We start from the raw sequence: 13,636 nt of genomic DNA, 5'->3' as shown, positions 1-13,636 counted from the left end.
GTGTCTGTACTATACATTCAGTGGTGGGCTCGGCAACATGCGGACGGCGGCGCGAATCTCCACGACGGCTACGAGGAAGCTCCGGGTCTCGGGTCGAACGGCCAGCTCGCCAGGAACCTGGAAGCCCAAGCAACCATGGCGGCCGCCGGCTCGCCGTCTCCGTCCCACGAAGTGACCAGCGCTTCGAGCTCGCGCTTGGCAGCCATGGCCCGGAGAGTCTCCGGCGATTCGTCGTGCGAGCGCATGCGCGCAAGCTCCTCCAGCATCTTGTCCTTGTGCAGAAAGCCATCCGTCGATGCTGACAAAAAAACCGCTGCCGACTGTCGATCTGACTCCGGCAATCTTCTAACCATCGCAGGCCACCTGAGAGTCAATCCAATCTGGTGATGCGCCCGGAGCACAGTAAGCACCGCAACAAACCGATCTGTAAGGCTGCTCTCATCGACCTTTGCGCGAGGTGCCGGCACTTCGGACGGTGATGGCTTCACCCATGTATAGCGATCCGAAAACAGGCAGTCGTATAGCCTGACTTCCCCCGGAATCCGCAGGTTCGTCGCCACCTCCGGCACGAGTACGGTTCCGACCTCTGGCGGCATGCGCTCGCAACCAAACGTTGCTTCGATCTCGTGGGCGATCCAGTCCGCGTACGGCTGCTCGTCAGGCGATAGATCGAAGGTGACGTATCGCCGGGTTATAGTGACGGTCCTTGGGCTTTCATGGTCCGGGTTCGAGATGAGCCAGGGATCGAGCGGGCTTCGAGACACAATGAATAGCATGCCCCGAAAGGAGACCGTGAAAGAGTCCCTTAGCTCCTTCACTATTTCGATCGTGCGCGGACTGTGGATGATGTAGTAAGGAGCCAAAAAGCTCACTTCAAACGAGAGCGCTCGGCCGGCAGACTGTGGCAGATTGATCGTGAAGGAATAGCAGCCATCGCAGCCGCCGCTGTGGAGATGTAGCGACTGATCCGTGAGCATGCCGGGGAAGCGTTCTCCGATCCGACGCCGCATGGCGTGCCAGCGCTCGTCCTTTGAAGCCTGGATCCGCGCGGCCACTAGCCGGGCGTGCTCTTCGGTCTTGTTGCGGAGCTGTTCGTCGACATCGTCGGTGATTCCAACCCCACGGGGGTAGTATCGGTAGACAATGTCCAGTAGTTCGGTAACGCTGTGCTTCATGGATTCTGGAGTCTGGCGCCGAGGGGCTTGTAAAAATCGCTCTCAAATTGCTCTGTTATTCTAGCCTTGAACGTCCTGCAGAATATGCCAGGAGGGAGATTCTCGCCGTCATCCTTTTTGTACGCTTCATCCGCTGACCAATTCGCCACATCAGCGCTGATATTGGCCGCCCTCTCCGCTGAGATCTTTCCCCAAACCACGCTTTGCAATGGCATCCCAATGTGAACCATGCACGCATCGTCGCCCTCTTGATTGTGGCCGAAGAGCAGGTATGCCTTTGCCTCCTGCCAACCACCCGCGACTGCCCCATCGTAGGCAACGATGGTAACAAAATCGAAAGCCCGCGGGTCGATCAGTTTTTTGCCTGTGCACCCCATGGTCGGAGCGCCGCTCTGCTGGCAGGGGTCTGGCGGGCTCGTCGGGCTAGCTGTCGGTCGCTCCGCGCTGTCGCTGTCGCTCGACCTCTCCTCTTCCTCTTCGAGGTCCGACTCGTTGCACGCGATCTTGCGCTCGCCGCCCCCCTGCGGGTCGGCCCCGAAGTCACCGGATGCGGAGGAGGTGAAGATGGGGCGGGGCTCTGAGCCTGGACCGGCACCTGCACCCGAAGTTCTTTCCCCGACAGGGTAGCAGTCTCCTATCGTCCAGTTGCACGCCGCCAGCGCCCAAACCGCGATGGTCAAGATCAAGAGTAGAATTTTTCTCACGTTCACTTCTCACTCCATCGAAGCACAGGACCAGCAACAACGACGGCGGACACATAGCCCGGGAGCACCAGACTGCCCCGACCGACTCAATCCACGTTGACGCTCACCGACACCCCCAGTGGTCCGGCGATGTACGCGTTGGTCAGCGCGTGGGCGCCTACGGCCAAGCCACCGACGCGGCCGCACAAGGTGACGCCACACGCTGGCATGATGTAGAGCGCGACAGACGGCCCCGCGCTGACGTTGCCGTCCTTCCACGCGTACCCGATGTCAACCGAGGTCTGGTTGTAGACCCCGAGCCCGTCCTCCTGGGTCGGGGGTAGGATCGTGCACAGGTCGTGCACCGTGAACAGGATGTCTCGCTGGATGGGCCACGACATGCCGGCATGCGGTCCCACCGCGAGGCGCGGAATGGTACCGGCCTGGAGCCACCCGAGGCTCACACCGGCGCTCAACTCGGACGCCTCTCCCTGCGCCGGTACGACGACGAGCGGGGGGACGACCAGGACCACCCATGGGATCCGCCGGCTTCTTGTGCCCATCGTCCCCTTCTTCCCTCTCCACAACGGACGAGCAACGTGGCGACGCGGACGATTCTTCTGATAATAGGGATCCGGCGTCAAACGGAATCCAGACGAGAGGGCCACAATGGACGCGGATCGTTCCGTCCAGAGCGTGCAGCGTCCGCAGCTGCCTGCGCGGCTCGAGTGCTCGTCCACCTGCTGGCGCCGGCCGCCGGTCCAGGTCGCTGCGAGAGCGCGCTGGCCGCCGCGCGATTTGGGCTGCACGACGTCGCGTGCGAGCGCAGCCCGTCGCGCAGAGACGTGAACAGGCAGGGGCGAGAGGGGGCCGAGGGAGGCACGCTGTTCTGCATCTCCCGGAACCTGACGGTCAGCCCGCCCTATTACGCACGGGGGAAGGAATCCGTCGGTCGATGCCGAAACGAACCCGTCTGGGCTATCCTGGGCGGGATGACGGTCCAGGAGCTCCACGTCGCGGGATATCGCTCGATCCGCGAGCTGACCCTCCCCCTCGCGCAGGTCAATGTCATCGTCGGACCGAACGGTGTCGGCAAGACCAATCTCTATCGCACCATGGTGCTGCTCGGCGCCGCGGCGAGCGGGAGCTTCGCGCGCACCCTGGCCGAGGAGGGCGGGATGCCCTCGGTGCTCTGGGCTGGCGGGCGCAGCAAGGGCCCGGTGCGGATGACGCTGCGGGTGCGGCTGGATCAGCTTGTCTACGAGCTTCAGTGCGGGCTCACGCCGCCGCCTGGAGGGCCGTTCCAGTTGGACCCGGACATCAAGGAAGAGAGCCTCTGGTTGCTCGACAAGCGCCGCCGCCTGCCGATGCTGGAGCGGGCCGCGGGCTCGGCCTTCGTGCGCGACGCGGACGGTCACCGCGTGACCTTTCCTTTCTCGCTCTGGGGTTCGGAGTCGGTGCTGGCGCAGGTGGTGGAGCCGCACCGCTTTCCGTTGCTCTCGGTGGTGCGGCAACAGCTGATGAACTTCCGGTTCTATCACCACTTCCGCACCGACTCCGGCGCGCCGTTGCGGGTGGAGCAGGTCGGGGTGCGGACGCCGGTGCTCAGCACCGATGGCCACGATCTGGCCGCGGCGCTGGCGACGATCCTCGATATCGGCGACAGGGGCGCCTTGAAGGATGCCGTCTCCAGCGCGTTCCCTGGTGCGTCGCTCGATGTCTCCTCGACGCAGGGGCGGTTCCGCGTCGAGCTCGGGTTGCCAGGGATGTCGCGGCCGCTCGACGCCCGCGAGTTCTCGGACGGCACGGCGCGCTATCTCTGCCTCTTGGCCGCGCTGCTGAGCCCGAGGCCTCCGCTGCTGCTGGCGCTGAACGAGCCGGAGACGAGCCTGCATCCGGATCTGCTCGGGCCGCTCGGGGATCTCCTTGTGCACGCGGCATCCCGGAGTCAGCTGTGGATCACGACGCACTCCCGCCCGCTGGCAGAGCGGATCCGGAAGGCGACCCCCTGCCGGCTCATCGAGCTCGACAAGGATGGTGGAGAGACGGTGCTGGCGCACGGCGCGGCGGAGAATGAATGACGTCCGCCCCCGCGCCTCGACCGTGCGCTTGTCGGGCTTCCTCGCGGGATCGAAGCGGAGACGGGCTTGGCGAGCGCTCAGCGTCGCGCACTGGAACGCAGGAAGCGCCCGGGGGGCTGGCCGGTGACGGCGCGCAGCTCGCGAGTGAAGTGCGATTGATCGAAGTAGCCGGCCTGCTGCGCGAGCTCGGCGAGGCTCGAGCCGGGCCTCCAAGCCTCCAGGGCGTGGCGCAGGCGCAGCAGCGACGCGAGCTGCTTCGGCGTCGCGCCCACGGCGCGCCTGAACCGCTTCTCCAGGGGGTCCTGGCTGATGCCGAGGTGCCGCGCGAGGGCGCCGATGCGCACCGCGCCCCGCGCCTCCTCGAGCGCGCGCACGGCCGCAGCGACGACGGGATCGAGGACCGCGGTCTGGCACCGTTCGAGCAGCATCGATTCCAGGGCTGCGACCCTCGTGGCGTCGTCGCTCGCCTCCGCGATGCGCGTGCTCAGGCGCTCGACGTCTGCGCGCGGGACGAGGTCGAGGAGCGTCGACGTCTGTCCGAAGAGCTCGTGGAGCGGCTGCGGGAAGAACGCCGCGGCCCCGCCAGGCCGAAACAGCGCGAGCGTGATTCGGCCGCGCGCGCTGGTGCGCATGAGCCGCGCCGTGCTCGTCATCCCGGAGAGCATCGCGTCCGGCAAGCGCGAGGCGCTTTCGCCGTCAAGCACGCTCGCGGCGCCGCGATCGCGCACGCCGAGCACGAGCCCCAGCTCGGGCAGACGCAGGTGCGTCGTCTCCTCGTCGACCTCCACGAGCATGAACGCGCGCACGAACGGCGCGAGCGCGGCGCTGGGTGCGACGAGCTTCATTACCCATGGATCGTACCGGATGGGGGAGCGCCCGCCGAGCAGATCGATGAATTCGTACAATTCGGGCAGGACCGGGCTTGCCAATGTGAGCGCGTCGAGACCCGAGCGCCTCGCGAACCTCACTCTACCAAGGAAGGCACCATGCCCGAGTTCGTCTTGATCTTTCGTCCCACACGCTCCACGAGCGCGGCCGAGCTGCCGAAGCGCAACGCAACCGCGCGCGATTGGGTGCTCGCGCGCCACGAGGAGGGCACGCTCCGCCTGGCGTGCCCGCTCGAGGACGCGGGCGCCGGAACGGTCGTCTCGGACGCCGGCGTCAGCCCAATCCCGCCCGACCGCGCGATCGCCGCGGTGCTCGTGGTCGACGCGGCCGACCTCGACCGCGCCGTCGCGATAGCGAAGAGTTACCCGAACCTGGCCTTCGGCTCGGAGATCGAGGTGCGTCCCGTCAGGCCGACCGCGCCTCGGCCGCCGCCGCCGTGAGTGTCCTCGTCACCGGAGCCACCGGGAGGTGCTCCATCACCGCGCGCACACCTCGGCGGCCGCGCGCACGCTCGACACCGCAGGCGCACGCGTCAGCGCGAGGATCTCGTCGACCGACCACTGATCGCCCGCGTGCTCGCCGTACTTGCTCGCGAGCACGCGGCCGTCGGGCGCGACGAGGAAGTCGGCTGGGAGCCCGAAGCGACCGCCGGTCGGGATCAGCGCGGGCGGCCGCTCGCGCCCGCGCAGGATCGCGATCGCGCTCCGCGCCACCGAGTGGACGATGGTGGGCCACACGCGCGGATCGAACACCGACAGGAGCGACGGCTCGGCGCCGAGCTCCGCGTACAACCGCTTCTCGGGATCGGGCACCACAGCGAAGGGGAGCCCGTCGGCGTGGAGCCGGAGCTCGTCGGCGCTCGAGTGGAACACGACCACCTCGCGGATCCCGGCCGCTTCGATCTCGTCGTGACGGACGGTGATCGAGCGGAGGTGGAGGTTGCACACCGGACAGCCCGCGAAGCGACGAAGCTGGAGGTGCACGATCCGCGTGGGATCGGGGATGCGGATCCGCTCGCCGTGGACGCCCACGAGCTCGCGCGCGCCGAGCACGGCTCCGGTCGCGAGCCTCGTGACACGGCGGCGCAGGTCGCCGATCAGGCCGAGGGCCGCGATTGCGGTGATCGCCGCGGGGACGATCTGCCCGACGCCGGTGATCTCGAAGAAGGCATCGCTGGGGAGCTCGTAGGTGGGCGGCGGGAACATCCGGAGGAGCAGGTCGCGAGGCGCGCCCGCGAAGAAGAGGACGTTCTTCGCGAGGTGGTTGTATGCGCCCTCGAAGAGCCCGATCGACGTCACCGGGAACGCGAGGGCGAGCGCCGCGAGCGAGCCCCCGGAGATGCGGCCGGCGCGCGTGCCCGGGCTCCGCCGGTACCCCGCGTACGCCAGCGCGATGGGGACGCAGAGCGCGAGCGCGACGGCGGCGCCGTGGAGGCGCCACGGCGTCGCGTACCGAACGCCGCCGTAGACGTGGTGGATCGCGGTCGCGACGAGCGTCGTGATCGCTCCGAGGATGACCGCCCGGGCGCGCGGGCTGGGAGAGGTGGCGCCGACGTTCACGGTGCTCATGCAGAGCACCGTGGCTCGTGCGCGCAGCGCAAACCATCGCCGAAGGCGAACAACTTTCGTGCATGATACGCATCAATCGAGGTGCGACATGGACCGGCTCGCAGCGATCGAAGCGTTCGTCGAGGCCGCGGAGCTCGGGAGCTTCACGCTCGCCGCGCGCCGGCTGCGCGTCACGCCGTCCGCGGTCAGCCGCCGCATCACGCAGCTCGAGGGCGAGGTCGGCGTGCGGCTCTTCCACCGCACCACGCGCGCGGTGACGCTCTCCGACGAAGGGCGCGCGTTCTTCGAGCGCGCCCGCGCCGCGCTGCGCGAGCTCGACGACGCGCAGCGCGCCACCTCGGGTCTGCGCGATCGACCGGCCGGGCTCCTCCGCGTGGAGGCGCCGACGGTGGTCGGCCGTCACGTGCTCGTGCCGGTGCTCGCGCGCTTCGCCGAGCGCTACCCGGACGTCGACGTCGAGCTCGTGCTGCGCGACGACCCGGCCGATCTCGCGTCGGAGCGGATCGACGTCGCGGTCCGGCTGGGCACGCTGCCGGACTCGGGTCTGATCGCACGCCCGGTCGGCCGCTCTCGGATGCTCGTCTGCGGCGCGCCCGGCTACCTGCGCAAGCACGGCCGGCCTCGCACGGTCGACGACCTCGAGCGCCACGTGCGCCTCGGGTACGCGGCGCACGGCCGGCTCATCCCGTGGCGCCTCCGCGACGGCGTGAAGGTGCGCGAGATCGCGCCCACGCGGCGCATCGTCGTCGACGACGGCGAGGCGCTGATCGAGCTGGCGATCGAGGGCGCCGGCCTCGCGTGGCTCTGCGACTTCATGCTGGCGCGCGCGGGCAAGGCGCGGAAGCTCGTCGAAGTGCTTCCGGACACCGCGTGCGATGCGGTCGCGATCTCGGTCGTATCGCTCCCGACCCGCCACGTCCTGCCGAAGGTGCGCGCTTTCACCGAGCACCTCCGGCGCGCCCTCGCGCCCGACGGCGCGGCGAAGCGGCGCTCTACGCGATGATCGAGCAGAGCGAGCCGCGCGTCATCTACCGCGACACCGACCATTCCGGCCGGCTCATCGAGGTGGCCCCAGGCATCCCGTCGTTACTGAACGATATCAGACGGTTGCTTCGGTTCCTCGATGTCGGATATTGAATCGATTCAACAAGCCGGCTAGCCTCTTGTCGAGAAAGGACCGACCATGAACAGCCGTCCCCTCGGCGATACGGGCATATCGGTAAGTGAAATCGGCCTCGGCGCTTGGCAGCTCGCCAACCCGGACTGGGGCATCCATGATCGCGCGGCTGCCTTACGCATCATCGACCGATCGCTCGATGCCGGGTGCACCTTCTTCGACACCGCTCCCGCGTACGCCGCCCACGGCCGTGGGCTCAGCGAGGAGCTGCTGGGGCAGGCGCTGAAGCACGTCCGCCAGAAGGTGGTCATCTGCACCAAGTTCGGTCGCAGCCCCGAAGGGAGCACCAACTTCGATACCAGCGCCATCCGGCCTTCGCTCGAAGGGAGCCTGCGCCGCCTGCAGACCGACTACGTCGACATCCTGTTGCTCCACAGCCCACCCCGGGAGCTCATGGATGGCCGGTGCTCGTCCCAGTACGCGGAGCTGGAGAAGCTCAAGACGGAAGGAAAGCTCAGGGTCTATGGCGTATCCCTGGACTGGCGAGTCGACGCGGAGACGGTCGTCGAGACCACCCGAAGCAAGGCGCTCGAAGTCCTGTACAACGTTTTTCACCAAGAGCCCGGCGGCGCGTTCCCGGCGGCGAAAGAGAGGGGAGTCGGGCTGATCGCGAAGGTGCCGCTCGACTCGGGCTGGCTGTCCGGAAGGTATCGCCGCGACGCCGAGTTCACCGACGTGCGCCGCCGCTGGTCACCCGAGGTCCTCGCCCGCCGCACCGCGCTCGTCGAGCGGCTCGCGGCCCTGTTGCCCCCGGGCACCTCGATGACGCACGCCGCGCTCCAGTACATCCTGGCCCAGCCGCAGGTATCCACCGTCATCCCCGGCGCGAAGTCCGTCGAGCAGGCCCTCGACAACTTCGCCGCTGCAAACGCGCGGCTTGCCCCCGAGACCGTCGATGCCATTCGCGCGCTCTGGCAGCGCGAGCTGAAGGACGATCCGCTGCCCTGGTGAACGCCTTCGTCACCAACCTCGGTCTCTCTCCGCCGTGGCGACCGTCTCGACGCTGCCGGAGGGCGTGAGCAGCCGGGAGAACACCTGCGCCGAGATCCAGGTCTCCCCGTCGGGGAGGTACATCGCGGAGAGGCGCCTCTGCTTCGAAAGCCAGCGGCGCTCAGGTTGCGGTTACGACGGTGATCTCGCCGGTCGTGTACAGCGCGGAAGTGTCCCAGGCGAGCCCTGGGGCGAGCGGCAAGGCGATGTTCACGGAGGTGAACGTCCCGGTGAGGTCACCGCTCCAGCCGAGCAGAACGATGGTGTCCCCGGCCTGGAACGACACAGACCCGGCGGCCGGCAGGACCTCCAGCGCCCCGTCGAGGTTGACGTCCCCATCCACCTGGAGGAGCGGCGAGGAGCTCGAGCCTGCGACCGTGAGGCGGAGGGCGGCGCCCGGCCCCTGGCTGTAGGTGCCGGCGATGCCGGTCGAAGGGTAGACCTCTCCGACGGAGAGCTCGCCGGCCTGCGTGTTGGAGAGATCGCCCAGGAAGCTGCCGGTCTCGAGGCGCCCGCCGGCGAAGTCGAAGTCGCCCGCATCGACGTCGATCGCGCCTGCGACGAGGTCGCCCTTCGCGAGCCGCACGGAGGGCCCCAGATAGGGATAGCCGCCGAACAACAGCGCTGTCCGGAGGAGGCCGCCGATCGTCACGGAGGCGCCCTTGTCGATCAGGAGCGACGGAGACTGCGACAGAGAGGCGAAGATTGAAACACCGCCGCTGTTCAGCCATGACGCATAGACGTCGTTCACCTTGACGAAGCCACCTCCGAGCTCCGAGCGGATCTCGGTATCTTCTGTGGTCAGGGTCCCATAAGCGCCGACGGTGAGCGTGCCATATCCGTAGTTCGATCCCACCTGAAGGAGCCCCTGGTTGGTCCAGGTGCCGCCCCAGCCGCTGACGCTCGCGCGGCTGTTCATGAAGCCATCGCCGCCGATGCGCGCGTTCACGGTGGAGAGCTGGCCGCTCCGAATGTCCAGCAGGCCGCGGCTCCTCATGCCCAGGACGAACGCTCCCGTGCTCACCCACCTCGTCGCGGTGCCCGTAATGATGGCTTCGCCGGTGCAGGTCCCGCAGCTGCGGCCGATGATGCCGCCGAAGTAGACGTCGTGTGAGAAGAAGCTCGCTCCTTGCCTGAGCTCTAGGGTTCCATGCCCCTGCGTGCCGATGTAGGTCGTCGTCCTGCTCGTCAAGGTGGCGTCATACCCCTCGACGAGCGCGCGGCCAGATTTCGTGTCGCCTCCGATGCCCACCACGAGATCATCGGTGATCGCCTCGGCGCCGTGACGGATGACGATCCGGCTCTCGAGATCGTCGCCGACCTCGATGGATCCGTTGTTGATCCAGGTCGAGCCATACCCGTCGACCAGGACGATGCCGGGATCGTGGTTACCCCGCACGGTTGCGCCGGGGCTGATCAACGTCCCGCCATCGGTCACCTCGACCACGCCGGATGCCACGCGGAGCGGGTCCAGTCCGAGGTCCCATGGGTCCGTTGGATTCTGAGGCGATACATTTCCCCAGATGGTCACGTCGGCAGAGGCTGGGCCTCCGACGCTCATCGAGGCAGCCGCGATCAGCGCCGAGAGGGTATATCGAGCTCGGTGGTTCATGATTCTTGTCCCTTCCCAAGAAGACTTGGTCCCTTGAGAGCCCACGGTCGTCTGGATACCCCCCGCGATCGCCCAATACCTCGGCAGCGCCAGAGCGCTAGGCGCACATGGTCTCCCATAGTGCACCGATATGCGAATCCGTTCGCAATTGCAATGCCGTCGTCGCATCACCGCGACCTGGGCTCAGACACGACCGTCCAGACGGCAAAAATCAGGCTACATAACCCCCGCTCCGCGAGCTGCCGCCGATCTCCCCGGCGTACCGCAGGACGATCGCCTCCTCGAGGCGCGCCTTCTGCTCGGTGCAGTGGATCGCCGTCAGGACCCCATCACGAGTCGCCCGCAATGCGAAGCCCGGGGTCAAACTAGGACAAGAATCCTCAAACGAGGACACCACCCGGCCGAGCAGGCGGCGGGCATATCGGGACATGGGCCGGTGCCTGGCCGAGCAGGCGGCGGGCATATCGGGACATGGGCCGGTGCCTGGCCGAGCAGGCGGCGGGCATATCGGGACATGGGCCGGTGCCTGGCCGAGCAGGCGGCGGGCATATCGGGACATGGGCTGGTGCCTGACCGAGCAGGCGGCGGGCATATCGGGGTCGGCGGCGAGCACCTCGATCGCGCTGCCCATCTCGGCTACCGCCGGCGGTCAGGCCGACGCGGGCTTGCCGACGGCCGCCACCCCGGCCCCTTGCTCACGGCGAACGTCGCCTCGCCCCCCACACGCGACCACGGGTGTGGGCTCGGCGAGGCGATGGGCGTCTGCGCCAGGGTCCCGCTGGAGTGCGGGCATAGAGAGAACGTGGTCTGCGGCGGCGATGGGCGGGCCGATCTTCAGGATTGTCCGCAGCTCCGGCGCACCAACTTCGGCGGCGAGCCGCTCAGCGCTGGCCGAAAAGCCGCCCGCGCACGTCGGAGGTGCGTGCCGACGTGGACCGGGTGTAGGTCACGAACGCGCTCGACGGGCCGCACGTGCTCACGCGCGGCGACGCCTCCCGGCCCGGCTCGGCCGAGACCGCAAACACCTCCGACGCCGCGCCCCCGCTCGGAAGCTCCGCGCCGCGCACGTCCAGATCCGCCCCGCCGTCGTCCTGCCACACCGCCACGGCGCGCGCGCCGCTCGAGGCCACGGACGGCTCCCCTGCCGCCGCCCCGGCGACCGCCGCGAGCAGCGCCCCGCCGGGCGGGCTCACGGTCCCGTCCGCGCCGACCTCGGCGCGGTACAGGCCCACGCCGTCGGCGTCCATCGCCTCCCAGACGACCAGGCTCCCCGCGCCGCGCGGCGCGAGGGCCGCAGGGGCCACGACCGCGCCCTCGCCTGAGATGCGGAATCCCGCCGCGTCGAGCCACTCTCCGGACTGGCTCACCCGCGCCCCGCGCAGCGCGCCCTCCTCGTCCAGGGCCGCCCAGGTGACGAGATAGCTCGCGCCGCTCCAGCCGAGCGCGACCCGCCTCCCGGTGATCCCCGCGGGGGACGCGGGCAAGAGCTCCGCGTCCCCCGCCTGATCCACGCGCACGAGCTCGATCTCGCCGAGCTCGTCGACCACCGCGACGAGCACGCCGTGCCCGTCCGACGCGAGGGCCATGTCGACCTCGAAGTCGAGGTTCGTGCGGAGCGGCAGCGCGATCGGGGCGGCGTCGAGGAGGACGCCCTCCGGGCTCAGCCTGGCCGCGTGGAGCGCGGTGGCGCCGCAGCAGTCGAAGGCCTCCCACACGATGACCGTGTTCTGGCCGTCGAAGGCGGCGAGCGGCTGCACGTCGCTCCAGGGCGTGTCGGCGATGAGGATGCCCGCGGGATCGAGCAGAGCCCCCGAAGGGCTGACGCGGCTCGCGCGGATGCTGCGCGTGACCGTGCGGCTGTCCGACCAGGCGGCGACGTAGCTCCGCCCATCGAAGGCCACGGTCGGCGCGCTCTGATCGGCCGGAGCCACGGCGACCGGCGCCGGGAGCGCGCCCGGCGTGGCGCCGTGCAGCGCCACCCCGAAGACGTCCCAGGGCGCCGAGAGGCCGCCCTGCATCCAGGCCGCGAAGGCGCCCCCGGGGCCGGCCGCGAGCGCGACCTCATGGTACGTGGGCGAGCCGGACGCCACGAGCGCGCCGTCGGGATCCAGCACGTCCCCCGCGCGGCTCACCCGGGTGGCGCGGACGTCGACGGCGTTGGCGCGCTCGATCGGGTGCGGCGTCGTCCAGAGGACGAGGAGGTCCTCGCCGTCGAAGGCAGCCACCACGTTGTCGAGCTCCGCGGTCGGGCCCTCGTGGACGGAGATGCCCTCGGGGTCGAGCACCGCGCCGTCGGTGGTCACGCGCGCGGCGCGCACGGCGTCGCCGTTCCAAACGATCCAGTACCGCTCGCCGTCGAAGGCCGCGACGGGCTGCCATCCGCCGCCGGTCGCGACCGGGACGCCGCCGGGGTCGAGCACCGCGCCGCCGGTGGTCACCCGCGCGGCGCGGACGTCGCCGTCTTCCCAAGCGATGAGCGCGCCCTCGCCGTCGGTCGCGAGCGCCGGGCGGCCGTTCACCGGCCCGGAGCCGACCGGAACGCCGCCCGGGTCGAGGACCTCGCCGGAGAGCGAGAGGCGGGCGAAGCGGATGCCGTCGCCCTCCGCGGCCCAGGCGACCACGGTGGTCGCGCCGATCGAGACCGCGATCGGCCAGGAGTCCGGCTGCTCGGCGCTGCTGACGACGACCCCGCCCGGATCGAGCACCACGCCGTCGGGGCTGATCCGGGCGGCGCGGATGTCGCTCAGCGCGTTCGGAGGCCCGTAGAACCCGGTGTCGTCGGCCCAGACGACGACGTAGTTGGTCCCGTCGAAGGTGACGGCCGGCACGCCCTCGTCGCCGGGGCCGGCGCCGACGACCAGGGGCTCGGTGTCGATCACGGCGCCGTCGGGCGCGACGCGCGCGGCGAGGAGGTCGCGCACGCCGTCGTCCCCGGAGGGGCTGTCGACCCAGACGAGCAGGTAGTTGGTCCCGTCCGAGCCCAGCGCGGGCGTGAGCTCGTCGTCCGGCCGCGGTCCATAGGCGGGTAGGCTGAGATCGAGCTCGGAGGACACGGTGTGAGCGCTCGGGTCATGGCACGGGTCGGCTGCGTCGCCCCCGCCGGCCGCACCGCCCCCGCCGACAGCACCGCCCCCGCCGACAGCACCGCCCCCGCCGACAGCATCGCCTCCTCCGACTGCCCCGCTGCCGCTGGCCGCGCTGTCGCCGCCGGCCGCATCGCCCCCGGGGTCTGTCCCGGCGCAGGCCGCGAGCAGCGCTGCCGTGCCGCAGAGCAGGGCAATCGACGCACGGTGGTTACCCGACGCAAACAGCGAGGACACGGAGCCAGATCGCGCGCAATGTAGGCTACTGGCCGGTTCGCGGCGCACAACGAACGAACGCCTGTTCATGAAGCCTCCTAGAGGAGGGGCCATCTGGACTGCTCGCCGCAACGCGCGGCGAGCCCCGAGGCTCCCACGACTC

The 13,636-nt window shown here is 69.4% G+C and carries 13 protein-coding genes; 5 read left to right on the top strand and 8 right to left on the bottom strand.

The features are described from left to right. Positions 1-68: 68 nt before the first annotated feature. The 3 genes from POL72_RS11040 to POL72_RS11030 all read right to left on the bottom strand — a co-directional run bounded on the left by POL72_RS11040 (position 69) and on the right by POL72_RS11030 (position 2,421). The gene (locus tag POL72_RS11040) at positions 69-1,175 is read right to left on the bottom strand and encodes a hypothetical protein (RefSeq protein ID WP_272095062.1); all 1,107 of its coding nucleotides are present in this window, start codon (positions 1,173-1,175) and stop codon (positions 69-71) included. Then, entirely contained in the window at positions 1,172-1,885 is a 714-nt protein-coding gene (locus POL72_RS11035; protein WP_272095061.1) for a hypothetical protein, read from the bottom strand. Before POL72_RS11035 ends, POL72_RS11040 begins: the two co-directional genes overlap by 4 nt. 80 nt (positions 1,886-1,965) lie before the next feature. Continuing rightward, positions 1,966-2,421, bottom strand: coding sequence for a hypothetical protein (locus POL72_RS11030; protein WP_272095059.1), 456 nt, complete (start codon positions 2,419-2,421; stop codon positions 1,966-1,968). Between the two features lie 36 nt (positions 2,422-2,457). On the opposite strand from POL72_RS11030, the gene POL72_RS11025 reads away from it, so the two are divergent. Next, positions 2,458-3,939: an AAA family ATPase gene (locus POL72_RS11025; RefSeq protein WP_308738112.1), complete on the top strand. Its 1,482-nt coding sequence runs from the start codon at positions 2,458-2,460 to the stop codon at positions 3,937-3,939. A gap of 77 nt (positions 3,940-4,016) precedes the next feature. Here the strand turns inward: POL72_RS11025 and POL72_RS11020 are convergent, their stop codons facing one another. Further along, the gene (locus tag POL72_RS11020) at positions 4,017-4,784 is read right to left on the bottom strand and encodes a helix-turn-helix domain-containing protein (protein WP_272095058.1); all 768 of its coding nucleotides are present in this window, start codon (positions 4,782-4,784) and stop codon (positions 4,017-4,019) included. Between the two features lie 141 nt (positions 4,785-4,925). On the opposite strand from POL72_RS11020, the gene POL72_RS11015 reads away from it, so the two are divergent. After that, on the top strand, positions 4,926-5,267 hold the full coding sequence (locus POL72_RS11015) for a YciI family protein (protein WP_272095057.1): 342 nt from the start codon (positions 4,926-4,928) through the stop codon (positions 5,265-5,267). Positions 5,268-5,303: 36 nt separating this feature from the next. Here the strand turns inward: POL72_RS11015 and POL72_RS11010 are convergent, their stop codons facing one another. Beyond that, positions 5,304-6,395 carry a peroxiredoxin-like family protein gene (locus POL72_RS11010; protein ID WP_272095056.1) on the bottom strand — a complete coding sequence of 364 codons (1,092 nt, stop codon included), beginning with the start codon at positions 6,393-6,395 and terminating at the stop codon, positions 5,304-5,306. 88 nt (positions 6,396-6,483) lie between these two features. Here POL72_RS11010 and POL72_RS11005 point away from each other — a divergent pair, with 88 nt between their 5' ends. Genes POL72_RS11005 through POL72_RS10995 form a run of 3 tightly spaced genes read left to right on the top strand, consistent with a single transcriptional unit; the run spans position 6,484 to position 8,523 of the window. Continuing rightward, a complete protein-coding gene (locus tag POL72_RS11005; RefSeq protein WP_272095055.1) occupies positions 6,484-7,398 on the top strand; it encodes a LysR family transcriptional regulator in 915 nt (304 codons plus the stop codon). Further along, positions 7,395-7,532 carry a hypothetical protein gene (locus POL72_RS11000; RefSeq protein ID WP_272095053.1) on the top strand — a complete coding sequence of 46 codons (138 nt, stop codon included), beginning with the start codon at positions 7,395-7,397 and terminating at the stop codon, positions 7,530-7,532. The genes POL72_RS11005 and POL72_RS11000 overlap by 4 nt, the downstream gene beginning before the upstream one ends. A 46-nt stretch (positions 7,533-7,578) precedes the next feature. After that, complete coding sequence (locus POL72_RS10995; protein WP_272095052.1) at positions 7,579-8,523, top strand: aldo/keto reductase; 945 nt, start codon at positions 7,579-7,581, stop codon at positions 8,521-8,523. Positions 8,524-8,683: 160 nt separating this feature from the next. Here the strand turns inward: POL72_RS10995 and POL72_RS10990 are convergent, their stop codons facing one another. The 3 genes from POL72_RS10990 to POL72_RS10980 all read right to left on the bottom strand — a co-directional run bounded on the left by POL72_RS10990 (position 8,684) and on the right by POL72_RS10980 (position 13,494). Further along, the gene (locus tag POL72_RS10990; protein ID WP_272095051.1) at positions 8,684-10,021 is read right to left on the bottom strand and encodes a hypothetical protein; all 1,338 of its coding nucleotides are present in this window, start codon (positions 10,019-10,021) and stop codon (positions 8,684-8,686) included. 364 nt (positions 10,022-10,385) lie between these two features. Beyond that, positions 10,386-10,538 (bottom strand): hypothetical protein, encoded by a 153-nt coding sequence (locus tag POL72_RS10985; RefSeq protein WP_272095050.1) that lies wholly within the window; start codon positions 10,536-10,538, stop codon positions 10,386-10,388. A gap of 517 nt (positions 10,539-11,055) precedes the next feature. Beyond that, positions 11,056-13,494, bottom strand: a complete 2,439-nt coding sequence (locus POL72_RS10980; protein ID WP_272095049.1) for a hypothetical protein — start codon at positions 13,492-13,494, stop codon at positions 11,056-11,058. Between the last annotated feature and the right edge of the window lie 142 nt (positions 13,495-13,636).

This window comes from Sorangium aterium, assembly GCF_028368935.1.
Classification (GTDB): Bacteria; Myxococcota_A; Polyangia; order Polyangiales; family Polyangiaceae; genus Sorangium; species Sorangium atrum.
Note: the sequence above shows the minus strand (reverse complement) of the source record. Positions and strands in the feature narration are given on the sequence as shown.